Origin of the sequence: Bradyrhizobium sp. SUTN9-2 (assembly GCF_003122645.1) — a bacterium.
Taxonomy (GTDB): domain Bacteria; phylum Pseudomonadota; class Alphaproteobacteria; order Rhizobiales; family Xanthobacteraceae; genus Bradyrhizobium; species Bradyrhizobium yuanmingense.
The window spans coordinates 4,587,054-4,611,288 of the sequence record NZ_LAXE01000001.1; the positions used below are offsets into that span (position 1 = coordinate 4,587,054).

Consider the following 24,235-nt stretch of genomic DNA (forward strand, 5'->3'; position numbering starts at 1 on the left):
AAAGGTGCGCAGGGGTTAGACGGCACAATGCCGAGCGAGCTGATCGTTGGCGTAGCCGACGGGTATGCCAATGACGAGCCTGATCGTCTCCTCCGCATGCCAGTGCATGCCGAGCGCGCGCAGCTTCTCGGCGGCTTCCATCATGGTCTGGCGGGCCGCCTCGCCCCGGCCCTGCCCTGCGAGAAGCTCGCCGCGCAGGGCCAGGTTCAGGGCCGCATCGCGCAGCGAACCACGCCAGCCTGCGGAAGTTTCAGCCCGTCGCAACCAGCGCTCGCTAAGGCCGAGATCCTGGCGCAGGGCTGCGAGCTTCGCCAGCGAGCGGCATGCCGCCGCCTCGCCCAGTCGCTCGCCTTCGCGTGCGCGGCGCAGGACATGGGCGGCATACCGCCGCGCCGTCTCGACATCGCCTTCGGCGGTCGCCGCCTCGACGAGCCAGCTATATTGAACCGACGTGTAGAATTGAAAATTGCGCCGCTCCATCCATTCGGCGGCGTTCCGCAACTGCAGCAAGCCATCGGCGTCGCCGGTCGCCGACCAGCGGGCAAATCCCGAGGCTGCCCGGCAATCCGCCAGAAGCAGCAGGCTGCGCGTGTTCTCGGCGATGCGCGCCCCTTCCACGGCGAGTTGCTCCGCCTCCTGCCAGCGGCCCTGCCAGATCAGCGCGACCGCAATCCAGTTGCGCACGGAGTTGACGACCGGGTGGGTCGAGCCTCCGACCAGAGCCATGGCTTCACTGAAACAGGTGTGGGCGCCCTCGAAATCGCCGCGGTCCGCCAGGATACCGCCCTTGCACGACAGCGCGTAGGCCGCTCCGAAGGATATCGCACCATGCCGCCGGCTGCGCTGCTGCTTGGTCGAAATGGCAGCGTCGATCAAGGCGATCGCTTCGTCGTACTGACAGCTTGCAGCCAGAATCTGCCCGAGCGTAGCTTCGATCTGGGCGATCAGGCGACGATCTTCGAGCTTGCGCGCCAATTCCAGTGCCGTCCGTGTGTGGGTCACGGCCTCCCGGAAGCGACCGAACCCGTAACACATGTAGCCGAGCCATTCATAGGCGCTGGCCATTGCGGCGGTCTCGCCGAGGGAGGACGCGATCGCAACCGCGCGTTCGAACACGGAGGTGTCGTCGGTCAGCGACAGCGGGTCGAAGATGTTGGCCATACCCAGCTTGTTGGCCAGCAAGCACCAGCGCAGCGATTGCTCGCGCGAGCGATTGGGCACGCGATCCAGCGCCTGCATCGCAACCTGGTACTGCGCGCTGGCACGATCGAGCGCAAATGCAGCCATGGCCTTGTCGCCGGCACGTTCAGCATAATGGGCTGCGCTTTCCCAATGACCTGCGCCTTGCGAATGGTAGGCCAGAGCTTCCATCGCATCCTCGCGATCAGCCTGCTCGGACCGCGCCAGCAGGGTGTCTTCGATCCGCTTGTGCAATGCCTGACGCTCGTGCAGGCCAATGGTGTCGTAGACCGCATCGCGCGTGATGCCGTGCTTGAAGCGAAGGACGCCGCCCGCTGGATCCGCAAAGAGAAAGTCCGCATCCGCCAATGCCCGCACGATGGCCGGGTCGGGTTCGCTGCCGCAGGCCGAAACCAGCAACCCGTGCGGCACGGTGTTGCCGATAACGGCCGCGGCGCGCACCACCTTCGCCTCATCGGGCGGCAGGCGTGCCAGGCGCGAAGCGACCAGGGTTGCGATCCAGCCCTGTTTGCTGCGCGCTTCGAACGAGGCAGGATCGTTGGCGGCGATGGAATGGCAGAGCTCTTCGATGAACAACGGCACCCCGCCCGCATAGGCATGGATGCGGGCTACGAGGAAGGGATCGGCCTGCGGGACCCAACGTCGTACGGCAAAGTCGGTTTCCGGCCCCTGAAACGGTTCGAGAAACAGGTGCGGCGCGCCGGAAATCCATTCGGTGCCGTCCTCGCGCGGCCGGCTGGCGAGGATGACGCGAGGTCCGTTGGGCAATTCCAGCAAAGCCTGCAGCAATTGGCGGCTCGCGTCATCAGACCATTGCCAGTCGTCGATCACCAGCACCAGCGGGCCATGTGCCGACAGTCCGGTGAAGAACCCGAGCAGATCGCCGACGACGCCATCGACGGTGATGCGGCCGCCACGCGCATCGGCGCCGGCCGACGCCAGTGCCAGGATCGATTCTGCATTCGGACCGAGCTGGGCCGCCCATGGCTCCAGAGCCGCGCGCGCCGTCTCCTTTGCCTCGACGAGGGAGGCGTCCGCTCGAATTCCCAGCGCAGCGCGCAGCATTTGCAGGAATGGTTGCAGAACCTCGGCACCGACGTAACTCTCGCAACTGCCTCGCAGCAGCCTGATGCGCTCGGTGCCGACGTGCCCCAGCACCTCTTCCAGAAGGCGCGTCTTGCCGAGTCCGGGCCCGCCGACGACCACCGCGCAGCGTTGCGCCTGCGCAGGTGCTTCGCTCAGAAAGCGTGTCAGGAAGCCGAATATCTCGTTGCGGCCGATGAAGGGTGTCAGGCCGCGGCGCGAGGTTGCTTCGAAGCGTCGGGTCGCCGTGCTTCGACCCAACACCAGCCTCGCCTGCGGCATTCCCGAAGCCGCCGGGAGGTGGGCGGCGAGCTCGAAGAAGTTGGCATGCGGCCCAAGGGCATCGAGGCTGGCCAGGATCTGATCCGGACCGGCGTGGCGCGACAGGTGCGCTGCCGTGTTCACGACATCGCCGATCAGGTCATACCGGCCGGACTCGATGTCGCCTTGGGTCAGGAGCACGGTGCCGGCATGGATACCCGAATGCATTCGAAGCGGCATCAGCGCCGGCGATACGCCATCGTGGCGCAGCTCTCCGACCCATTCGTGAATATCGAGTGCTGCTTCCGCAGCACGACGACCGTCATCTTCGCCGGATTGGGGATAGCCGAAAATGGCGAGCGCACCGTCTCCCTGCGTTCGGATGATGCGACCACCGTGCTTCGCCACCGCGCGATGCCAGATCTGCCGCAACTGGCTGAGGAGTTCGGAAAGGTGCTCGGACTCGACATCCCGGCCCAGGGCGGTTGATCCGACAAGGTCGGAGAACAGCACCGTCAATCGATGACGTTCACCTTTTGGGTCGCGGGTCTGCGTAATCATCGTCAATCGCAGCCAACTCGTTGACGAACCGCAAGAACGGTCTCCAGCGGGTGCCAGACCGGATGCAGCAAGTATCGCAAAAGGCCATAGTAACTCGCCCAACCCGCAAGTGGAAGCTCGCGGGGATTGCATCCGCCGAATATGACGATCAGGACGACCGCATTGGCCTAACCTATTAAAAAACCTCATGTCTTCCGTTTGCCGACGGCGCGGCGCCGCCTCGCCTGCGCAGGCCAAGGCGTGGTTCAAAGCCGGTGGTTCACAGCCGGAGGATCACGGCGGAGAATATCGAGCTGGCATTCCTAGGGAAGCGGCAGCCGGTCCAGCTGGCTCTGCGCCGTCTTGACGGCGGCCGCATACCAGCTCTGGCTCGGGGCTTCCTTGGCGAAGCACGCCGTGAAGGCGGTCATTGCCTTGTCCTCGCGGGCCATCTCGCCGCGCGGGTCTTTCTTGTCGACGGGCTTTGCCATCATCTGCTTCCAGACCTTCTCGCAGGTCGGGATCGGGGCGGTCTTCACGGCCTCCCTTGCCGCGAGGAAATAGACCTTGTCGCCCTGGATCGCGACGACGTCGATTTCGTCCGGCGGGCCCTTGAGGCCGCCATTGCCGCGCACGCCGAGCACAGCGACTGCGACGCTCGCCCTTGCCGGCTTGGTGATCGGCAGCTCCGCGTAGATCGCAAAGGCGGCGTCCTGGATGGCGTAATAATAGAAGCGGTCGGATTTCGACGCGGCGCCGCTCTCCTGAGGCATGCCGTCGGCGCGATGCTCGCCAAGCCAGTGCTTGAGCAGCCCGGTCGTGGTCACCACAGCCTGCATCTTGTCGCCTTCGGATGCGAAGCTCAGCCCGTCGAGATGGCCGAAGCCGATGTCGTCCTTGAACAGCGTATCGACGTTCGACTTGCCCTCGGCCGGGAGTCCCTTGATCGCGACCGGACCGACCAGGCCGCGCAGCACGCCGGCCAGCTCCTTCAGGGCCGCATCGTGCTGCTTGTAGATCTCGTCGCTCTCCTTGGCATTCGAGAATTTTGCGATGTAGTGGTCGCGCAGGTCGAGATAATGCTGCTCGGGCGCGGCCGCCCCGGCGGGCGCGGCCAGGACGAGCAGGCAGAGCAAGGCAAGCAATCTCATTGCAATTCCGGGAAGACTGGAGAGCGATCTCCATCTTTGTGCCGACGCCGCGTGCCAAGGTTCATCCATTGGCGGAACGCGGGTGCCCTACTCTGCCGGCGTCAGTTGCTCCCGGTTCAGCCGCACGGCCGCCGTCTCCCGCACGCGAACGCGGGCGCGGCGCTTGCGCCACCAGATCACGACGCCGGTGACAGAGAGCGCGGCGACCACGAGGCCCATCACCGAGATCAGGATACGCCCGAACAGTCCGACGATGCGGCCCGAATGCAGCGGAAACTGCGCCTGCACGAAGATGTCGGCGGCGGTGCCGACCCAGGGCAGCCGCTCGCCAATGGGGCGGCCGTCCTCGCTGTCGTAATAGAGCTGCGCCGGGCCGACGCCGCCGGCACCGTGATCGTCGCCGGGATGGAAGAACGCGGCGGCGTAGACGCCATGGGCCGGGCCGTAGCTGAGCGCGCCGACCGGGGTGGTCCAGCCTCGCGCCTTGCCGTCGGCGGCCGCGCGGGCAGCGATCTCGGCGAACGTCATCTTGGGCTCGATCGGATTATCGAGATCGCGATAGGGCCGCTGCTCATAGGGTGTCGGGGTGTAATTCGACACCATCTTCATCAGCGGCGAGAACACCTCGAAGTAGAGGTTCAGCGAAAACGCGGTGAAGGCGATGATGAACAGTACGCCCCAGGTCCACAGGCTGAATGCGCGGTGGATGTCGAAATTGATCCGGTAGGCGCTGCCCGAGGTCTTGATGGTCCAGGCCGGCGCCCAGCGCGCCCAGAAGCCGCGCTCGAGCTGGCGCGCGACCTCAGGCGCCCGCGCGGCCTTGGCGCGCCGGCGCGAGGGCAGCGTCAGATAGAACCCGACGAAGCAATCGATGGTCCAGATGATGGCGATGATGCCGAGCACGCGCATGCCCCAGCGGTCGCTGCCCCAGAATTCCGGGATGTGCATCGTGTAGTGCAGCTTGTAGAGAAACGAGACGAAGTTTTCCCGCGTGACGGGCCAGACCGCGCCCCAATAACGCCGGCCAAGCTCCGCGCCGGTGTTGGGATCGAGGAAGACCTGATTGTAGTCGAGCGGGTAACGCTTGCCGGTCGCGGGATCGATCCGCGGCATGACGAAGAACCACAGCGAGTGCCCCTGCTCCGGCGTCATGAAGAGGTAGACGACGCGCGCGCGGGGATCGCGCTGCTCGATCATCTTGGCAAGCTCGAGCGAGGGAATGGCCGGGCCCTTCGTCGAGACATCGAACAGATGGCTGTTCAGGACGTCGTCGAGCTCGTGATCCCAGGAGATGATCGCGCCGGTGATGCCGGAGAAGAACAGGAAGGCGGCCGTCAGCAGTCCCGCCCAGCGATGCAGTTTGCCGAATATCGCTCTCATCGCTCAGATCTCATTCCCACTGGGCCCGGCCCCTCACTTGCCGGACCGCTTTTCGATTGGACTCGCCGCCGGCAGTTCAGCCGGTGGGCCTTCGGCCTAACGCAGGGACAGTTGCAGTGCGAGAGGTCCGACATTAGAATTTATCGAGACTGGCCAATAAGCTGCGCGACAAAGCGTCCATGCGTGATCGGGTGTTCGCGCAGCCGCGTGCGTTACGGCCAATCGGCAAAATTCAGCGTCGGTCTCGATCGCCCCGCTCTCGCGCGTGCCGCAACGCGCCGACGCCATACGCCCGGTGCCTCGCCGGTGTGCTTGCGGAAAAAGCGGCTGAAATAGGCGGTGTCCGTGAAGCCCAGCGCAAATGCGATCTGCTTGACGGCGATGGTTCCAGCCTCCAGCCGCGCCGCCGCTTCCTTGACGAGGCGCTGCTGAATCAGCTCGCTCGGCGAGCGCTTCAGCTCGCGGCTGCACAGCGCGTGCAGGCGATCCGGCGTGGTGCCGAGTAGCCTGGCGTAATCGCTGACGCGCAAGTGCTGTTGATAGCGCTCCTCGAGCAGCCTGCGGAACCGGCTCAGGATCTCGGTGCTGCTGCTCTCCTCGTTGCGGTTCCCGTCGCCAGCGAACAGGCGCCAGAATCGCAGCACGCACAGCGTCAGCTCCGCCGACATGATCGACGCTGCACCGCTGCGTGCGGGCGTGGCGACCTCGGCGGCGATCGCCGCGATGGAACGCGCGATCGTGGCCGCGAGATCGGCCTCGACCTGCAACGCCAGGATGCCGCCTGCGCCCTCGAGCGCGAGATAGGCCGCCTCTGCCGATGGCGGGAGATAGCGATGCCAGATACCGGCGCGCAATTGCAGCAGCTGCGCCGTCGTGCCTGCCGACACCTCCAGATAGTCGGCGGATCCTGCCGGGAGCCAGACCAGCGCGGGTCCGACCGTCCGCATGGACTTGCCGGCCTGACCGATCTCAGCGGTCCCGCCGCCGGGAAGGCAGAGCAGATGAAAGAACGGACGGGCCGCTTTCGAGGTCAGCGTCCATCGCCGCGCGACGTAGTGCGCCGCGATCAGCTCGGCGCCCACAGGCACAGCCCCACTCGGGGCGGTTGCCGGTGCCGGATCTGGGCCCGCGACGCCTCGACGCACTTGGCCACCGAGACCAGAACCGTCCAATCTTTCACCGGATTTGTCCATTGTGCGAGCAAAGCTTGGGATGCTTGCTAGGTCAAGTCCCGGTGGCGGCCGGCTCAATGATGCCGCCCTAGAGAAAGTCGGGACCAAGGGGAAACGACCACTCACGTCGATGCCGACCATCGCTTGAGTGCAACAGGAGGGAGACACGATATGTTTTCAGCGAACCGTCGAACGTTGCTGCGCGTCGCTGGCCTTGCGGCTCTGGCCGGAACGCTATGGACCTTTCCGTCCACGGCCGATGCGCAGGAGAAGATCCGGATCGGCTACGCCATTTCCAAGACCGGTCCCTATGCCGGCGGCGCCGGCATCACCACCCTGCCCAATTATGAGCTGTGGGTGAAGGACGTGAATGCCGCCGGCGGCATCAAGCTCGGCGACAAGAAGCTACCGATCGAGGTGGTCGAATATGACGACCGCAGCAACTCGGAAGAAGCCGTCAAGGCGATCGAGCGCCTCGCCAACCAGGACAAGGTCGATTTCATTCTTTCGCCGTGGGGCACGGGCCTCAACCTCGCGGTCGGCCCGACTCTGAACCGTCTGGGCTACCCTCACCTCGCGGTCACGTCGGTGACCGACAAGGCGCCGGAGCTTGCCAAGCGCTGGTCGAACGCGACGTTCTGGCTCGGGACGTCGGCCCAGATATCCGAGGGGCTCGCCGATCTGCTCGGCAAGCTGAAGAGCGAAGGCAAGATCGGGGCGAACATCGCGATGGTCAGCATCGCCGACCAGTTCGGCATCGAGCTGTCCGCCGCGGGCCGCGAGGCCTTCAAGAAGCACGGCTTCAAGCTCGGCTATGACAAGACCTATCCGATGGGCACGCAGGATCTCCAGCCTCTGTTGAAGGATGCGATCGCCTCGAACCCGGATGCGTTCGTCGCCTTCAGCTATCCGCCGGATACGATCGCGCTGACCGAGCAGGCGCAGCTGTTGAAGTTCAACCCGAAGGTTTTCTATGTTGGCGTCGGCACCGCGTTCCCGCTCTACAAGGGCAAGTTTGCCGCCAACAGCGACGGCGTGATGGGCATCGGCGGTTGGAATGCCGAGTCTCCGCAGCTGAAGGAGTATCTGGCGCGCCACAAGGCCACGACCGGCAAGGAGCCCGATCGCTGGGCGAGCTCGATCACCTATGCGAGCCTGCAGGTGCTCCAGCAGGCGATCGAAAAGGTCGGCAAGCTCGATCGCACCGCTGTCGCGGCGGAAATCCGTGCGGGCACGTTCGAGACCATCATCGGCAAGGTCAAGCTGAAGGACGGGCTGCTTCAGGAGGTCTGGAGCGTCGGACAGTGGCAGAACGGCGAGTTCTACGCCCTCGCACCGACCTCGCTGCCGGGCGCGCGTGCCGCGGTCGTGCCCAAGCCGCAGTGGCAGTAAGGCTGGTTGGCAGGCCTTGCGTCGGCGAGGCCTGCCTGCCGTCCGCTCAAGGGGACGCCGTTTCATGTTGCTTGTCGACATCATCCTGCCGGGCCTCGTGCTCGGCGGCATGTACGCGCTGATCGCGCTCGGGCTGACGCTGCAATATGGCGTGGCGCGGATCATGAACCTCTCCTATGGAGAGTCGCTGGTCGCGGCCGCCTTCGGCGCGTTCTCGCTCTACGGCGGCCTTGGGCTGAGCCCGCTCGCGGCGCTGCTGCTGGCGGTCCCGGTCGCGATGGTGCTGAACTGGCTGCTATATCGCTTCCTGCTGGAACGGCTGATGCGGCGCGGCAAGGACCGGGGCGCACAGGAGATCGACAGCATCCTCGTCACCTTCGGCGTTCTGTTCGTGATCCAGGGCGCCATGCTGGTCGCCTTTGGCGGCCAGTACTACAGCTACAGCTATCTCTCCATTCCGCTGACGATCATGGGCTCGACGCTTGCCGTCAATCGGCTCGTCGCGCTGCTGTTCGCGGCGCTGGTCGGCGGCGCCGTCTATCTCGCCCTCACCCGCACCCGGATCGGCACTGCGGTACGCGCCATCGCCGTCGATGCCAACGCCGCGCGTCTCGTCGGCATCGACGTCGCGGCCCTGTCGGGGCTGGCGTTTGCCTTCGGCGGCGGCCTCGTCGCCGTCGGCGGTGTGCTGATCAGCATGTTCCTCACCTTCAATGCCGCGATGGGCGTGGTCTTCACGATGAAGGCGCTGGTCGTCGTCATCATGGGCGGTGTCGGCAACGTCATCGGCGCGCTGGTCGCCGGGCTGCTGCTTGGTGTGGTCGAGACCGCGGTGGCGCGGCTGGTCGATCCCGGTCTGACGCTGGCTGCGACCTACGCACTGTTTCTCGGCGTGCTCGTGATCAAGCCCACCGGCCTGTTCGGCAGGGCGGCGTCATGACGGGGCCCGTCCGCATTCTGCTGTGGTGCGCCGGCCTCGCCCTCGCCGCATGCCTCGTCACCTATCCGCTCTATGCCAACGGCTATTATCTCGCGCTCGGCATCAGCGTGCTCTATTTCACGATCCTGGCGACCGCGTGGGCGATGTTCTCGGGCCCGACGCGCTACATCTCGCTTGCAACGGTCGCGTTCTTCGGGCTCGGCGCTTACACGGCTGCGGTGCTCGGCGAGACCATGCCCTGGCCGGTCGTGCTGCTGGCCGCAGCCGGCGTGGGCGCACTCACCGCCGCAATCACCGGGCTTTCGACGCTGCGGCTGTCCGGAATCTATTTCGTGATCTTCTCCTTCGGCCTGGCCGAGCTGATCCGGCAGCTCGTGATCTGGTACGAGGTCAACATCCACAAATCGGTCGGCCGCTATCTCTTCAGTGCGGTGACGCAGGACGTTCTCTACTGGCAGCTGCTGGGCTTGACCGCGGTTGTCTTCCTGGTGGGCTGGATGCTCGGGCGCTCGCGCTATGGGCTGGCCCTGCGCGCCATCGGCGCCGACGAGACCGCGGCGAGCCATTCCGGCATCGATGCCACGCGGATCAAGCTCGGCGTCTTCATTCTGAGCGCGACCTTCATGGCGGTGACCGGCGCGGTGATGGCGCCACGCTGGACCTATATCGATCCAGCCATCGCGTTCAATCCGACCATCTCCTTCCAGGTCGTGATCATGGCCCTGCTAGGCGGTGCGGGCTCGCTGTTCGGGCCCGTGCTGGGCGTCATTCCGCTCGTCCTGCTGTTCGAGGTGCTGACTGCGATGCTGCCCAACCATTTCAGCATCGTGCTCGGCGTCATCTTCGTGTTCATCGTGATGGTGCTGCCGAACGGCGTGATCGGCCTGTTCGGGGCGGGCCGCTGGCGCGTTCCGGCCGGCGGTCCCGCCGCCGCGCCTGCCCGCACGAGCGATGCACCGCTGCTCGCGGTCGACGGCGTCAGCAAATCGTTCAGCGGACTACGCGCCGTCGACGGTGTCAGCTTCACGGTCACGCCGGGCGAGATCATCGGCATCATCGGCCCGAACGGATCCGGCAAGACGACGCTGCTGAATACGCTGTCCGGGGCGCTGCGGCCCTCCTCGGGCACGATCCGGCTGGGCGGCATCGTCCTCAACGGTATGCGCGCGCACCAGATCGCGCGCCTTGGCCTTGCGCGCACGTTCCAGCTGGTGCGCGTGATGCCGGACCTGACGGTGGCGGAAAACGTTGCGGCGGCGCAGCTGTTCTCGACGACGAACGGCTCGGGCGCAACGGCAAGCGAGCTGCTGGACCTCGTCGGGCTCGGCAAGCTGCAGGAAACGCCCGCGAGCGAGCTGACCTATATCGACCAGAAGCGGCTCGAGCTTGCCCGCGCGCTGGCGCTGCAGCCGCGCCTCGTGCTGCTCGACGAATGGCTGGCGGGCCTCAACCCGAGCGAGCTCGAGACCGGCATCGCGCTGATCGCGAAATTGCGCGATCGCGGCCTCACCATCATCATGGTCGAGCATGTCATGGATGCGATTCGAGCGCTGTGCAGCCATTGCATCGTCATGAATGCCGGCAGCGTGATCGCGCGCGGCGCGCCGGAGGCCGTGTTGTCCGATCCAAAAGTCGTTGCAGCCTATCTCGGAGGCGACGATGCTTGAGGTCGCCGCCCTCTCCCATTTCTATGGCAAGCACCAGGCTCTCGCCGACATTGCGCTCGCTATTGGGCAAGGCGAGATCGTCGCGATCCTCGGCGCCAACGGCGCCGGCAAGTCCACCCTGCTCAAGAGCATCGCCGGGCTGGTCAAACCTGCCCCCGGCGCAACGATCCGGTTCGAGGGACATCACATTGGCGAGCTGCCCGCCCACCTGATCGTGGAGCGCGGCATCGCGCTGGTGCCCGAAGGCCGCGGCGTATTCGGCGATTTGACGGTTGCCGAGAATCTGCAGCTCGGCGCCTACCCCGCCCGCGCCCGCGCAGGCGAGGCAGACCGGCTCGCGAGGATCCTGCGACTGTTCCCGCGCCTTGCCGAGCGTATGGCCCAGGCCGTTCGCACCATGAGCGGCGGCGAGCAGCAGATGGTGGCGATCGGCCGGGCGCTGATGTCGAACCCGCTGCTGCTCCTGCTCGATGAGCCTTCGCTCGGCCTGTCGCCCCTGCTCAGCCGCGAAGTGTTCCGTGCACTGGCGGAGATCCGTAGCAGCGGCCTCAGCGTGTTGCTGGTCGAGCAGAATGCGCGGGCGAGCCTCGACATCGCCGACCGTGTCTACCTGATCGAGTCCGGCCGCAACGCCGGCAGCGGGCCGGCCAGTGCGATGAAGAACGATCCGGAGGTCCAGCGCGCCTATCTCGGCAAGGCCCGCGCGGCCCCGTCCCCACCATAATCGCTCAATCCCGCCTGCAACCTTTGGAGTGCATCATGAACGCGATCGACCTTCTCATCGGCGGCAAGGACCAGTCGGCCAGCCATCAGCGTACCTTCCAGCGCCACAACCCGATCTCCGGCGACGTCGCGACGATCGTGGCGGCGGCCTCGATCGACGACGCGATGCGGGCCGCGGACGCTGCGGCCGCCGCGTTCCCGGCCTGGTCACAGCTCGGCCCGTCGGAGCGCCGCAAGCGGCTCAATGCGGCCGCCGACATCCTCGCGCGCCGTGCCGCGGAGTTCACCGCGCTGATGGTCGCTGAAACCGGCGCCACCGCGGGCTGGGCCGGATTCAACGTGCACCTGGCCGAAGGCATGCTGCGCGAAGCCGCGGCCATGACGACGCAGATATCCGGCGAAGTCATACCGACCGACAAGCCCGACAATCTCGCCATGGCGTTTCGCCAGCCGGTCGGCGTCGTGCTCGGCATCGCGCCGTGGAACGCTCCCGTGATCCTCGGCGTGCGATCGGTCGCGATGCCGCTCGCCTGCGGCAATACCGTGGTGCTGAAGGCGTCCGAGATGAGCCCGGGCGTGCATCGGCTGATCGGAAGCTGCCTGGCGGAGGCCGGCCTCGGCGACGGCGTCGTCAATGTCGTGACCAACGCGCCGGAGGATGCGCAGGCGGTGGTCGAGGCGCTGATCGCCCATCCTGCGATCCGCCGTGTCAACTTCACCGGCTCGACCCGCGTCGGCCGCCTCATCGCACTCGCATGCGCCAAGCACCTGAAGCGCGCGCTGCTGGAGCTCGGCGGCAAGGCCCCGCTCGTGATCCTCGACGATGCCGATCTGGACGCCGCCGTGAATGCGGCAGCGTTCGGCGCCTTCATGAACCAGGGGCAGATCTGCATGTCGACCGAGCGGATCGTCGTCGACGACAAGGTGGCGGACGCCTTCATCGCCAAGTTCGCCGCCAAGGCCAGGAGCCTTCCCTTCGGCGATCCCCGCAAGGGCAATGTCGTGCTCGGCTCGCTGGTCAGTGACGCCGCCTGCGAGCGCGTCCGGGGCCTGATCGACGATGCCGTCGCCAAGGGCGCCGTGCTTGCTGCCGGCGGCCACGGCAGCGGCACCATCATGCCCGCCACCATCGTCGATCATGTCACGCCGGCGATGCGGATCTATGGCGAGGAGAGCTTTGGTCCGGTCGTGACCGTGGTGCGCGTGAGCGGGATGGACGAGGCCGTGCGCGTGGCCAATGACACCGAATACGGCCTCTCCTCGGCCGTGTTCGGCCGCGACATCGCCCGTGCGCTCGGCGTTGCCAGGCGGATCGAGGCGGGCATCTGCCACGTCAACGCTCCGACCGTGCATGACGAGCCTCAGATGCCGTTTGGCGGGACCAAGGCGTCAGGCTATGGCCGCTTCGGCGGCAAGGCCGCAATCGACGAGTTCACCGAACTGCGCTGGATCACCGTGCAGACCGGGCCCCGGCACTATCCGTTCTGATCGGCGGGATGCAGGTCCGGTCTCCAAGGCCGGACCGTCCTCGCATTGTGCTCACCAGCGGTAGGTCAGCCTGGCGATGGCTTTCCGCCCTTCCGCGTAGAAGCAGCCCGACATGCTGTAACATGAGGCGACATAGCGGGTGTCGGCGAGATTGGTGACGTTCAGCGCCAGGCGCCAATTGTCCCTGTTGTAGGCCAGCAGCGCGTCGAGAACGGTCGACGATCCCACCTTGAACGTGTTGGCCTCGTCGCCCCAGGTCGCGCCGACATAGCGGATGCCGCCGCCGAACTGCAGGCCGGCGAGCGGCCCGTTCTGCAGCGTATAGTCGCTCCACAGCGAAGCGCGGTTGAGCGGCACCGTCGTTGGCGCCTTGCCGACATTTACCGGATCCTGCGTGACCATGGCGTCGACATAGGCATAGGCGGCGCGCAGGTTCCAGCCATCGGCGAGCGACATCGTGCCTTCGAGCTCGATGCCGCGCGACTTCACCTGCCCGATCTGTTCGTAAAAGGTGGCCGCGGGCACGTACACAGCGACGTTGTCGCGCGTCAGGTCGAAGGCGGCGAAGGTGAACAGCGCGTTCCAGCCGATCGGCTGATACTTGACGCCGACCTCGTATTGGACGCCGGTCTCGGGATTGAGCATTTGCCCGCCAAACCCGGTTGCGAGCAGCGGCAGGAAGGATTCCGAGTAGCTGAAATAGGGCGCGATGCCGCTATCGAAATTGTACATCACAGCGGCTCGGCCGGTGAAGGCCGAGGCGTCCTTCGCGGCCGTGGTATTGGCGATACCGTTGTCGACCTGCGTGGTCACGAAATCCTGGCGGCCGCCAAGCTGGAACGAGAGCCGGCCGAGCTTGATCTGATCCTGCGCATAGACGCCGACCTGGGACTGCTTGACGCCGGTGTTGTCGTACATGGCGCCGATGGCGTAGTCGTAGCTGTAGTTCGGGTTGAAGACGTTGATCTCGGGGGACGAGGTCGTGACGCCGAAGGCGGTGTCGCGGAAGGAGGTGTTGCGATAGTCGACGCCAACCAGCGTGGTGTGGCTGAGAATGCCGGTGGTGAACTTGCCCTGGAGCTGGTTGTCCACGGCGAATGAGTTGATGTAGGAGTTGCTGTAGCTGCCATAGCGCGCGAGCTGCCCTGCGGCCTCGTTGGTATAGCCGCCGCCGTAAAACACCTTCTCCTCATTGTGCTGATAGGCGTAGCGCAGATTTTGCCGGAACGTGACGTTGTCGGTGAAATTGTGCGCGAGCTGGTAGCCGACGGTTGCGATCTCGGTGTTGAATGCGTCGAAGCCCGGCACGCCCGCGAAGAACGAGACCGGGATGGTGCGGCCGTTGTTCGGCCAAACCGTGCCCGAGGCCGGCAGGAACTGAAGGCCCCACCCTGCCCGGTCCCGCTGATAGTTGGCGAGCAGGGTGATGGTGGTGTCCTCGTTCGGCTTGAAGGTGACGGCGGGCGCGATGAAGACGCGGTTGTCCTTGCTGAAATCGACCTGGGTCTCGCCGTCGCGCACGACGCCGGTCAGGCGCCACAGCACCGTGCCTTCCTTGTTGGCGGCGCCGCCCATGTCGAACTGGCCCTGATAGCGGTTGAAGCTGCCACCCGAGATCGAGACCTCGCCGAACTGCTGCGCCGTCGGCAGCTTGGTCACGTAGTTGAGAACGCCGCCTGTGCCGCTGCCGCCATACATCGCGGAGGACGGACCCTTGAGCACCTCGATACGCTCGGCCCCATAGGGCTCGAGGCCATTGAAGTGCACGTAGTTGCTGGAGGGAATCCGCAAGCCGTCGACGAAGAGGCCCGGCATCGTCATGTCGAAGCCGCGGATCTGGAGGCCGCCGAAGCGGGTGTCCGAGCCGCCATTGACGTCGCCGCTGACGCCGGCGGTGTAGCGCAAGGCCTCGCCGATCGAGACCGCGCCCTGGTTTCTGATCTGGTCGGTGGTGATGACCGACACCGACTGCGGCGTTTCGATCAAGGGCGTATCGGTCTTGGTGGCGGTGCCGCTGCGCGTCGCGACGAAACCGCGTACCGGTCCGTTGGCGCGTTCGCTCGTGGCACCGTTCGATGCTGCCGACTGAGTGGGCGCGGCCTGCTGCGCCGGGCCCCGACGATTGGCGCGTGCGGTTCGCGCCGCCGCAGCCCGTCGCGACGACGCAATCGCCGCTGGACGGGTGCGCTGCGTCGGCGCTTCGACGGTGACAGAGGGAATCTGCGTCTGGGCTTGGGCAGAGCCGAAGGGCACGGCGAGAGCGAATGTGCTGGCCGCACCGAGGAAGAGCATCTGGATTTGTCGGCGGCGCGTGTTCTTACGCGAAGAAGGTTGGAAATCGGTCACGTCTGTTGAGCCCCACGCACTGCCGGCTTTGCCGGTATCGATCTTGATGGCCCGCCCTAACTCAGGCGGTTTCGGAGTGCGATAGGAACGGCGTTAGAATTTCTCCAGACGTGTGCACAGCACGTGCGACGCATGCGCTCATGCGCGCTGCTTCTTTGGGATTGGAATCCCTCTAAAATGATTCTGTCAGTGTGTTGGGAGCCCGACCGGATGCGACAGCCGCGTCGCGCAATCAGTGTTGCGACCACAGCCAGGGGTGGGAGCGGATGAAGGTCACGTCCGGTCCGCGTGACAACAGGTCGTGCTCTTCTCGCCAGCCAGCACGCTGCGGCTGTTGCGGTCCGGCGGAAGGTCGCCAGCCGCATTCGCCGCAAAGAATCCGGTTGGCTTCAACACGAAGCCGGCATATTCCACCGGCATGATCGGAAAGTCTTCGGGTTTGCAGACATGGGTGTGGCCGAAGGAGTGCCACACCACGATGTCGGCATCCTCGATGTTGCGATTCTGCGCGGCATAGCGCGGCAGGCCGTCGCCGCCGGCGTGAACGTTGGGATAGTCGCCGCTGGCATATTTCTCGGCCGGATCGAATGCAGTTACCCAGACATGCTTGGTGGCGAAGCCGCCACGCTTGCGCACGTAACTACCCTCCTGGGCCAGCATCAGCGGGCTGGGATTGACGACGAGCTTGTAGGCCGGTGCACCGCCGACCGAGTTGATCTCGTTCGGATTACTGATCTTCCAGAATCGGCCGGTCTCGCCATTGGCGACCGCTGCGGCGTCGCGCTCGCGCGACAGCACGCGCGTGGTGGTGTCGAACACGTTGCCGTGCGGATTGTCGTCGCCCCAGGGCCGCGGCACGAACTCGTGCTCCGTCACCGTGTTAGCGCCGCCGTCGAGATCCATATGCAGGCGGACGTTGAAGAAGTGCTGGTGCGTGGGGCCGCCGAGATTATCGTCGACCATGCCGCCCCATCGGTACTTTTCGCCCGGCCGCACCGCGGCGGTCTGGATGATGCCGGTGAGTTTCGTCTCCAGCTGAATCGTGCCGTCCTGATAGAGATACCAGTAGAAGCCGTAATCGTAATTGCCGACGGTGGCGAAGAACGAGATCACGAGCCGCCGGGATCTCCGCACCTCGAACAGGCCGTTGCGAAACTCGTAGTGCTTCCAGGCAATCCCGTAGTCCTCCTCATGCATGCAGATCGCGTTCTGCATGACGAAGGGCTCGCCCTTGTTGTCGGCAGCAGGCACGTCGAAATAGTGGATGTTGCCGAGGCAGTCGCAGCCCAGCTCCAGCGCGTTGGCGAGCATGCCGAGCCCGTATTCGCCGGCATCGAAAGCCGACTTCCAGAAATGGTTGGCGGTCGGATCGGCATAAGGCACCACCATCTCGGTGACGCTGGCGCGGTGGATCAGCGACCGCTTACGCGCGCCGTCCTGGTAGGCGAGCTGATGCAGCACGAGGCCCTCGCGCGGCGTGAAGCCGACTCGGAAGCTCCATTTCTGCCAGTCGACTTTCCAGCCGTCGACCTTGAAGCTCGGCCCTTCCGGCTGCTCGATATGCAGCGGCTTGATGTCGGTGCGCGGGTTTGGCACCTCATGCGCGCCGTAGTTCCGTTTCTTGCGTGGAATCGGCACGATCGGATCTTCATCCGTGAGCTCGATGATCTTGCCCCCGATGAGGTCGACCACAGCGACAACGCCCTCGATCGGATGGGCGTAGCCGTTGTCCTGAAGGTGCTCGCGAAAATAGCTGACGGCCCGCACGATGCGGGCGCCGCGCTCGAACTCCTTGTCGAAGAATCCGGAGGAGAACGGGTCGACCTGAACCAGCTCGATGTCCTTGTCGGTCAGCCCGCGCCGAACCATCGCCGCCCGCCAAGCGGGATCGGCCTTCACCACGGCATCGCACTTGAAGAACTCTTCCAGCATCACCGGCGGCTGCCCATAGGGCGCCTCGCGATTCGGCACGACCTTGCGGCCGACGATCTCGCCGCGGCCGAGGTCGACGATATGCTCGATCGCCTCGCCCGTGGCGACGTCGAGCGTCAACGCGAAGGCACGGCGTCCCACCTCGCCTGAAGCCAGCTCCTGCTTGGTCGGCTCCTCCAGCCGCACCGTCGGGAAACGGCAGTTCGCCGCTGAGGCGGCCGCCGCCCGCACCAAAGCGCAAGCCGCGGTGATCTCGTCGGCCGTCAGCGGATCGAGCGGATGCGGTGTCGCGGTCTGCGCTTGCGGTTGGGCTTTGGCGGTTTCAAGCATGAGGACGTCCAAATATCAGGCGAGATGTGCGGTGATGGCGCGGAAGGCAGCAAACCAGCGCTGGTCGATCGACACGTCCATCGCCTTGGGCTGTGTTGCGAGCTTGACGATGACGGTGTCGGAGTCGAGGTCGACATAGAGGTGCTGGCCGTGAATGCCGATCGCGGTGAGCGCGTTGCGCGAAGGATCGATGGTGAACCATTTGCTGCGGTAGCGCGCGCCCGGGAAGAACTCGGCGAGGTCGCCATCGGCCCACGCCTTGGGATCACCGTTCTCGCGGATATCGTCGATCCACCAGCCCGGCACCACCTGCCGGCCCTCGACGACGCCGCGGCAGCGGATCATCTCCCCGAAGCGGACGAGATCGCGCGCGGTGACCGAGATGCCGCCGGCAATGCGGCCCATGCCGTGGCTATCGAGTGTGAGAGAGCCGTCCTCCTCCGCGCCCAGGGGCTGCCAGAGAAACTCGGAGAGAATAAGATGGTAGGGCATCCCGCAGGTGCGTTCATACACCCAGCCGAGCACCTCGGTATTGGGCGAGACGTAGTGGAACACCTTGCCGTGCGGCTTGCCGCTGCCGCGCAGCGTCGTCAGATAAGCGCGCTGATGGCTGGGCTCGACGCCCGGCGGCGGCACGTCCCAACCCGAGGAGAACCGATAGCGCGCGAGGTCGCCGGCGGGGTCCTCGTAATCCTCCTCGAACTTGATGGCGACGGCCATGTCGAGCAGGTTGCGGACGGTGCAGCCGGCGTAGACCGATGTCTCCAGCTCCGGCACGTAGCGCAGCACCCTCGCCTCCGGATCGACCAGGCCGCGCGCGGCCAGCACTCCGCCGAGCGTGCCAGCGATCGCCTTGCTGATCGAGCAGATCAGGTGCGGCGTGGTCGCGCTCATGCCGTCGCCGTACCATTCATGGATCAGCGTGCCCTGATGCATCACGAGGAGCGTGTCGGCAAAGGTTTCGCGCAGCGCGCATTCGATCGTGGTCGCTTTGCCATCAGGCCCGGTGAAGCCGAGCTTTGCCAGTTCGCGCGGGGCGCTTCTCATCGGCGTCGGCTGGGCGGAGCGGCGGATCTCTGCGGTCGGCAGCACTTCGCGGGTGTGGGTAAAACCCCAGCGGATCGCGGGAAAGCTACGCCAATTGGCGCGCGTCACCTGAGCCTCGGGTACGGGCGGGCTGCCGCGCATGACATCGGTCGGTCGCATCTCGATCCCTCCGCGAAGCGCCGTCCCAGCGATGTCGGAACGGCAGGACGGAAGCCTGCACGGCGGCGCTGTCAGGCGTTATCGAGATCCGGCAATATTTTGCTGGACAGCGTCTCGGGCCGTGCCAGTCTGGCGCGGGTCCTGCTCGGTGCTGGACTCAAGGATTTCGACGTATTGCCATGGCCTTAAGGGCAACTCTTCCGATTCAAGACTCGGCTGCCGGCTTGCTCCAGGCGAACAGCACGGATGTCGATGAGCATTGCGCAAGCCTCGGCCGCTGGCGGCTGAGCTACGATCAGATCAGCGCCGGCGCGTTCCGGGGCAGTTTCACGCAACTCTCCTTGCCGCGGCTGGAGGTGTTCTGCGAGATCACCAGCCAGCAGGTCCGCCAATATGGCCAGCTTGGCGCCGACAGTTTTGGCATCGGCCTGCCCTGGCACGGCGACGGCGAGCTCAGCTTCAACGGGACCGGTGCCAGCGGCGCCCGCGTCCTCGCCAGCATCGACGCCGAGATCGACATGTGTACCCCGAAGGCCTTCGAGCTGCGCGGCGTCGTTGCCAGCACGGTGTTGATCGCAGAGCTCGCCGCCCGGCTCGACATCGAGCTGCCGCGCACCGCCTGGCACCGGCTGCAGGTGATCGAAATGGCGGAAGCGCCGGTCGCGCGGCTGCGGGCGCATCTGGCCGCCATTCAAGCGACGATCACGACCGCTCCGGCAACGTTCAACGATCCGGCGGCGAGGCAGGCCCTGGAAGACGCCCTCCTCGTCGAAATCATGGACATGCTGCCGACCGCACGTCCGAGCGATCCCGGCCGCAGTGCGGCGGCTCGGAAGCGAACCGTGGATCGTGCCCGCGAGCTGATGCATGGCAGGGGCGATCGCTCGCTCTCGCTGCTGGAGGTCTGCAAGGCCGTCGGCGCCAGCCCGCGCAAGCTCGGCTATTGCTTCCAGGAGGTTTTGGGCACGAGCCCGATGCACTATTGGCGCGCGATGCGACTGAACCGTGTGCGGCGCGATCTCAAGGGCGCCGGCGGCAACGAGACCTCGGTCTACGACGTCGCGGTGCAGCACGGATTCTGGCACTTCAGCCAGTTCTCGCTCGACTACAAGCGTCACTTCGGCGAGCTGCCCTCGCAGACGCTGCGTCGCGCGAGGTGTGCCGCCTGATCGGATTCAGCGATGCCGCAGCCGGCGGTTGACCCGGCGCGCCAGGTAATCGCCGGCGCTCTGGACTATCTGCACCAGTGCGATCAGCACGACCACGACGGCCAGCATCATCTCCGGCATGAAGCGCTGATAGCCGTAGCGGATGCCGAGATCGCCAAGGCCGCCGCCGCCGACTGCGCCGACCATCGCGGAATAGCCGAGCAGGCTGACCACCGCGAGCGTCAGCGCCAGCAGCAGGCCGGGCAGCGCCTCCGGGATCAGGACCTTGAGCACGATCTGAAGGGGCGAAGCGCCGAACGAGGACGCAGTCTCGATCAGGCCGCCGTCGACCTCGCGGATCGCAGCCTCGACGAGGCGCGCGATGAACGGCGTCGAGGCGATGGTCAGCGGCACGATAGCGGCGGTCGAGCCGATCGAGGTGCCGGCAACGAGGCGCGTGAACGGGATGATGGCGACGACGAGGATGATGAAGGGCGTCGAGCGCGTCGCATTGACGACGATGCCGAGCACGCGATTGACGATGGGCGCCGCGAACAGCTCGCCTTTGCGGCTGGTGGCCAGGAAGACGCCGAGCGGCAGGCCGAAGGCGGTGCCGAGCAGCGCCGCGATGCCGACCATGTACAGGCTTTCGAAGGTAGCCTGGACGATCAGGTTGATGAGTTCAGGCGACATAGCCGAGACGCTCCGCCGAGAATTGATATTGAGAGAGCCAGGCGAGCGTCCGCGTCACCGCGTCCTCGCCGCCGGGAATGCCGAGCGTGAGCGAGCCCACGTGCTGGCCGCCGATCTCGTCGATGCGCGCAGACAGCAGCGCGACGTCGAGCCCGAGCTCGCGCGCGAGCCGGGCCACCACGGTGTCGCCCGCCCCTGCCCCGCGCACCTGGATCCGGATCACGGCCTGCCCGCCGGCAGGCTGCTTCGAAACGATTCGGCTCTCCAGCGAGACCGGCAGGCTGTCGCCGATCACCTCGGCCAGGAAGGACTGCGTGATCGGATGTCTTGGCTGCGTGAAGATGTCGGCGACGTGACCACTCTCGACGACGCGGCCGGCGTCCAATACCACCACCTCCTTGGCGAGCTGGCGCACCACGGACATCTCATGCGTGATCAGCACGATGGTCACGCCGAGCTCGCGGTTGATGTTCGCAAGCAGATCGAGGATCGCGCGCGTGGTCTGCGGATCGAGTGCCGAGGTCGCCTCGTCCGACAGCAGCACGCTTGGCCGCGTCGCCAGCGCGCGGGCGATGCCGACGCGCTGCTTCTGGCCGCCGGACAGTTCGGAAGGATAGCGGTCATGCTTATCGGCGATGCCGACCAGCGCGAGCAGCTCGGCGACGCGGGCCTTGATGTCGGCCTTGGTCCAACCGGCGATCTCCAGCGGCAGCGCGATGTTGTCGGCCGCGGTGCGCGAGGACAGCAGGTTGAAATGCTGAAAGATCATGCCGATCGAGCGCTGCGCCAGCCGCAGCTCGCGGCCGGCCAAGGCCGAGATATCGCGGCCGTCGACGATCACGCGGCCCGTGGTCGGCTTCTCCAGGCCGTTGATCAGCCGGACCAGGCTCGACTTGCCGGCGCCAGAGCGGCCGATCACGCCGGTGATGGAGCCGCGCGGAATGGCGAAGTCGATGTCTTGCAGCGCGTTGACGCCGGGCTTGCCGCGATAGGCCGGATAGGTCTTGGAGATGCCGGCGAAACGGACCATCGCGTCCGGCTCGGCGGGCGCGGGTGAAATCGCTTCGAGCGTTTCGATCGGTCGTCCGATCGCGAGCGATTGGCGGGCATTCATGGAGATGGCCTTCATGCACGATAGCTCGGTCACCCACATGCCCAAAGCACACGGGAACCGGTCGCGTCTGCGACGGGGTGAGAATGGCGACGAGGGCTCAATCGAGCGCGCTGCACCGCAGCACGCACCTTCGCTCTTTCTGGTCTTCCTTGCAATCACAGATATTTGGGAGGACTTGGAGGAAGTTTTCCCGATCGCCTCCAGCCGGAGAAGATTATCCGCCGACTATCGGCGCTGTGATCACCGACCCCGGAACCGCGGCTTGCGGCGCGTCAGGAACGCCTCCACGCCCTCCTTGTGGTCCTCGCTGAGGCTGGCGAGCGCGAACTGATCGACATCCATGTGGCTCGCAAGGTCGTCCAGCGCATGCGCGAGCCGGTTGACGGTCAGCTTGGTCATGGCGACGGACAGCGGCGGCTGCGCGGCAACCTTGCGGGCAAGCTCCATGGCGGCATCGAGCGCATGGCCGGGATCCGCCACCTGCTCGACGAGCCCCCATTCATAGGCCTCGTCCGCGCTGATACGCTGGTCGGCCAGGATCACCGCCTGCTTGGTGCGGGCCGGCCCAATCAGATGCAGCATGCGCGGGATGCTCTGCCAGCTCATATTCATGCCGAGCCCGATCTCGGGCACGCGCAGATGCGCATCGCGCCCCATCACCCGGAAATCGAGCGCCACCGCGAGGGCGACGCCGCCGCCGACGCAAAAGCCTTCGATCGCGGCGATGGTGATCTGTTCCATCTCTTGCCAGGCGTGCGTCAGGCGCGGCCCGACCTTGAGGTGCCGCCGCAGCGCGCCGAGGTCCATCTCCTTGCGCGAGCGTCCCTCGGCGTCCTTGAGATCGAAGCCGGCGCTGAAGGCGCCCGAGCTGCCGGTCAGCACGACGACCGAGGTCGCTGCATCGTCCTCGAAGCTGCGCGCGGCCGCCGTGAGTTGGCGCAGCGCCTCCGGCGAGAGCGCGTTGATGCCGTCGCCGCGGTCGAAGCGCGCGACCGCGATCCGCCCCTCCGGCCCGAGACCCTTCTCGATCTTCACGTAATCGGTCACCATCATCTCCACGCTGTTTGCGGGATGCTAGCGTACAACTGCCCTCACGCATACGTGCCAGGACTGCGCTGCAACGAGCCCTCGACAGCCCCTAGCCATTGCGCCTATCTTCCGCGGCATGAGCCAAGATCACGACCATCATCACCACGATCACGATCATTCCGAGCTGTCCGAGACCGAGCTGCGCGTGCGCGCGCTCGAGACGATCCTGACCGAAAAAGGCTATGTCGAGCCGGCTGCGCTCGATGCCATCATCCAGGCCTATGAGACCAAGATCGGTCCGCACAATGGCGCGCGCGTGGTCGCCAAGGCCTGGACCGATCCCGCGTTCAAGACCGCGCTGCTGCAGGACGGCTCCAAGGCGATCGGCACGCTCGGCCATGTCAGCCGCGTCGGCGATCATCTCGTCGTGGTCGAGAACACGCCCGAGCGGCACAACATGGTCGTGTGCACACTGTGCTCCTGCTACCCCTGGGAAATGCTCGGGCTGCCGCCGGTCTGGTACAAGGCCGCGCCCTACCGCTCCCGCGCGGTGAAGGACCCGCGCGGCGTGCTCGCCGATTTCGGCGTCGCGCTGCCGAAGGACACCGAGATCCGGGTGTGGGATTCCACCGCCGAGACGCGCTTCCTGGTGCTGCCGATGCGCCCCGCGGGCACGGAAGGCTGGAGCGAGGAGCAGCTCGCCGAGCTCGTGACGCGCGACTCCATGATCGGCACCGGTTTCCCCAAGACGCCGGGCGCACCGTCGTGAACGGCGTGCACGACATGGGCGGCATGGACGGGTTCGGCAAGGTCGAGCCCGAGCCGAACGAGCCGATGTTTCACGAGGAATGGGAGTCGCGCGTGCTGGCCATGGTGCGCGCGATGGGCGCGGCCGGCGCCTTCAACATCGACACCTCGCGCTTCTATCGCGAGACCTTGCCGCCGCACGTGTATCTGTCGAGCTCCTATTACAAGAAATGGTTTCTCGGGCTCGAGGAGATGCTGATCGACAAGGGCTATCTCACCCGCGAGGAGGTCGCTGCCGGCCATGCGATGCAGCCTGCAAAGGCGCTCAAGCACGGCAAGTTCGACCGCGCCAATGTCGAGCGCGTGATGGTGCGCGGCAAGTTCGGCCGCCCTGCCCCGGCTCCGGCGAAATTCAACATCGGCGATCGCGTCCGCGCCAGGAATATTCATCCAGCCACGCACACGCGGCTGCCGCGCTATGTCCGTGGCCATGTCGGCGTGGTCGAGCTGAACCATGGCTGTCACGTGTTTCCTGACACGGCGGCGATGGAGCGCGGGGAGAACCCGCAATGGCTCTACACCGTGGTGTTCGAGGGCCGCGACCTCTGGGGCGAGGACGGCGATCCCACGCTGAAGGTCTCGATCGACGCGTTCGAGCCCTATCTGATCCGGCGTGATGAGCAGCGCGCTTGC

Annotated in this window: 18 protein-coding genes; 8 read left to right on the forward strand and 10 right to left on the reverse strand. The window is 65.9% G+C overall.

Going from position 1 to position 24,235, the window contains the following annotated elements; genetic code table 11:
* Positions 1-15: 15 nt before the first annotated feature.
* The 4 genes from XF30_RS21320 to XF30_RS21335 form a co-directional block, all read right to left on the reverse strand.
* Complete coding sequence (locus XF30_RS21320; protein ID WP_158284399.1) at positions 16-3,105, reverse strand: ATP-binding protein; 3,090 nt, start codon at positions 3,103-3,105, stop codon at positions 16-18.
* Between the two features lie 302 nt (positions 3,106-3,407).
* The gene (locus XF30_RS21325; protein WP_109143772.1) at positions 3,408-4,235 is read right to left on the reverse strand and encodes a hypothetical protein; all 828 of its coding nucleotides are present in this window, start codon (positions 4,233-4,235) and stop codon (positions 3,408-3,410) included.
* An 87-nt stretch (positions 4,236-4,322) separates the two neighbouring features.
* Positions 4,323-5,615, reverse strand: a complete 1,293-nt coding sequence (fsrB, locus tag XF30_RS21330) for a siderophore utilization protein FsrB (protein ID WP_036028050.1) — start codon at positions 5,613-5,615, stop codon at positions 4,323-4,325.
* A 212-nt stretch (positions 5,616-5,827) separates the two neighbouring features.
* On the reverse strand, positions 5,828-6,703 hold the full coding sequence (locus tag XF30_RS21335; RefSeq protein WP_244608991.1) for a helix-turn-helix domain-containing protein: 876 nt from the start codon (positions 6,701-6,703) through the stop codon (positions 5,828-5,830).
* A 255-nt stretch (positions 6,704-6,958) separates the two neighbouring features.
* Here XF30_RS21335 and XF30_RS21340 point away from each other — a divergent pair, with 255 nt between their 5' ends.
* The 5 genes from XF30_RS21340 to XF30_RS21360 all read left to right on the forward strand — a co-directional run bounded on the left by XF30_RS21340 (position 6,959) and on the right by XF30_RS21360 (position 12,997).
* Positions 6,959-8,179, forward strand: a complete 1,221-nt coding sequence (locus XF30_RS21340) for an amino acid ABC transporter substrate-binding protein (protein WP_109143774.1) — start codon at positions 6,959-6,961, stop codon at positions 8,177-8,179.
* Between the two features lie 64 nt (positions 8,180-8,243).
* Positions 8,244-9,119 carry a branched-chain amino acid ABC transporter permease gene (locus XF30_RS21345; RefSeq protein ID WP_109143775.1) on the forward strand — a complete coding sequence of 292 codons (876 nt, stop codon included), beginning with the start codon at positions 8,244-8,246 and terminating at the stop codon, positions 9,117-9,119.
* Entirely contained in the window at positions 9,116-10,786 is a 1,671-nt protein-coding gene (locus XF30_RS21350; protein ID WP_204524516.1) for a branched-chain amino acid ABC transporter ATP-binding protein/permease, read from the forward strand. Before XF30_RS21345 ends, XF30_RS21350 begins: the two co-directional genes overlap by 4 nt.
* Positions 10,779-11,510 carry an ABC transporter ATP-binding protein gene (locus XF30_RS21355; RefSeq protein WP_036028046.1) on the forward strand — a complete coding sequence of 244 codons (732 nt, stop codon included), beginning with the start codon at positions 10,779-10,781 and terminating at the stop codon, positions 11,508-11,510. Before XF30_RS21350 ends, XF30_RS21355 begins: the two co-directional genes overlap by 8 nt.
* 35 nt (positions 11,511-11,545) lie before the next feature.
* Entirely contained in the window at positions 11,546-12,997 is a 1,452-nt protein-coding gene (locus XF30_RS21360; RefSeq protein WP_109143776.1) for an aldehyde dehydrogenase, read from the forward strand.
* Between the two features lie 51 nt (positions 12,998-13,048).
* Here XF30_RS21360 and XF30_RS21365 read toward each other — a convergent pair whose 3' ends face one another.
* The 3 genes from XF30_RS21365 to XF30_RS21375 form a co-directional block, all read right to left on the reverse strand.
* Positions 13,049-15,289 carry a TonB-dependent siderophore receptor gene (locus XF30_RS21365; protein WP_244608992.1) on the reverse strand — a complete coding sequence of 747 codons (2,241 nt, stop codon included), beginning with the start codon at positions 15,287-15,289 and terminating at the stop codon, positions 13,049-13,051.
* 327 nt (positions 15,290-15,616) lie between these two features.
* Positions 15,617-17,605 carry a primary-amine oxidase gene (locus tag XF30_RS21370; protein WP_109145800.1) on the reverse strand — a complete coding sequence of 663 codons (1,989 nt, stop codon included), beginning with the start codon at positions 17,603-17,605 and terminating at the stop codon, positions 15,617-15,619.
* Between the two features lie 15 nt (positions 17,606-17,620).
* Positions 17,621-18,811, reverse strand: a complete 1,191-nt coding sequence (locus XF30_RS21375) for a serine hydrolase domain-containing protein (protein WP_109143778.1) — start codon at positions 18,809-18,811, stop codon at positions 17,621-17,623.
* A gap of 179 nt (positions 18,812-18,990) precedes the next feature.
* Here XF30_RS21375 and XF30_RS21380 point away from each other — a divergent pair, with 179 nt between their 5' ends.
* Entirely contained in the window at positions 18,991-19,980 is a 990-nt protein-coding gene (locus XF30_RS21380) for a helix-turn-helix domain-containing protein (RefSeq protein ID WP_109143779.1), read from the forward strand.
* Positions 19,981-19,986: 6 nt separating this feature from the next.
* Here the strand turns inward: XF30_RS21380 and XF30_RS21385 are convergent, their stop codons facing one another.
* The 3 genes from XF30_RS21385 to XF30_RS21395 form a co-directional block, all read right to left on the reverse strand.
* A complete protein-coding gene (locus XF30_RS21385) occupies positions 19,987-20,652 on the reverse strand; it encodes a methionine ABC transporter permease (RefSeq protein ID WP_057029183.1) in 666 nt (221 codons plus the stop codon).
* A complete protein-coding gene (locus tag XF30_RS21390; protein ID WP_192893210.1) occupies positions 20,642-21,781 on the reverse strand; it encodes a methionine ABC transporter ATP-binding protein in 1,140 nt (379 codons plus the stop codon). Before XF30_RS21390 ends, XF30_RS21385 begins: the two co-directional genes overlap by 11 nt.
* 225 nt (positions 21,782-22,006) lie before the next feature.
* A complete protein-coding gene (locus tag XF30_RS21395) occupies positions 22,007-22,813 on the reverse strand; it encodes an enoyl-CoA hydratase/isomerase family protein (protein WP_109145802.1) in 807 nt (268 codons plus the stop codon).
* A gap of 118 nt (positions 22,814-22,931) precedes the next feature.
* Between XF30_RS21395 and nthA the strand changes: the two genes are divergently transcribed.
* Positions 22,932-23,564 carry a nitrile hydratase subunit alpha gene (nthA, locus tag XF30_RS21400; protein ID WP_035999337.1) on the forward strand — a complete coding sequence of 211 codons (633 nt, stop codon included), beginning with the start codon at positions 22,932-22,934 and terminating at the stop codon, positions 23,562-23,564.
* Positions 23,561-24,235: nitrile hydratase subunit beta (gene nthB / locus XF30_RS21405; protein ID WP_109143780.1), on the forward strand; the 675-nt coding region annotated here is incomplete at its 3' end. The genes nthA and nthB, both read left to right, overlap by 4 nt.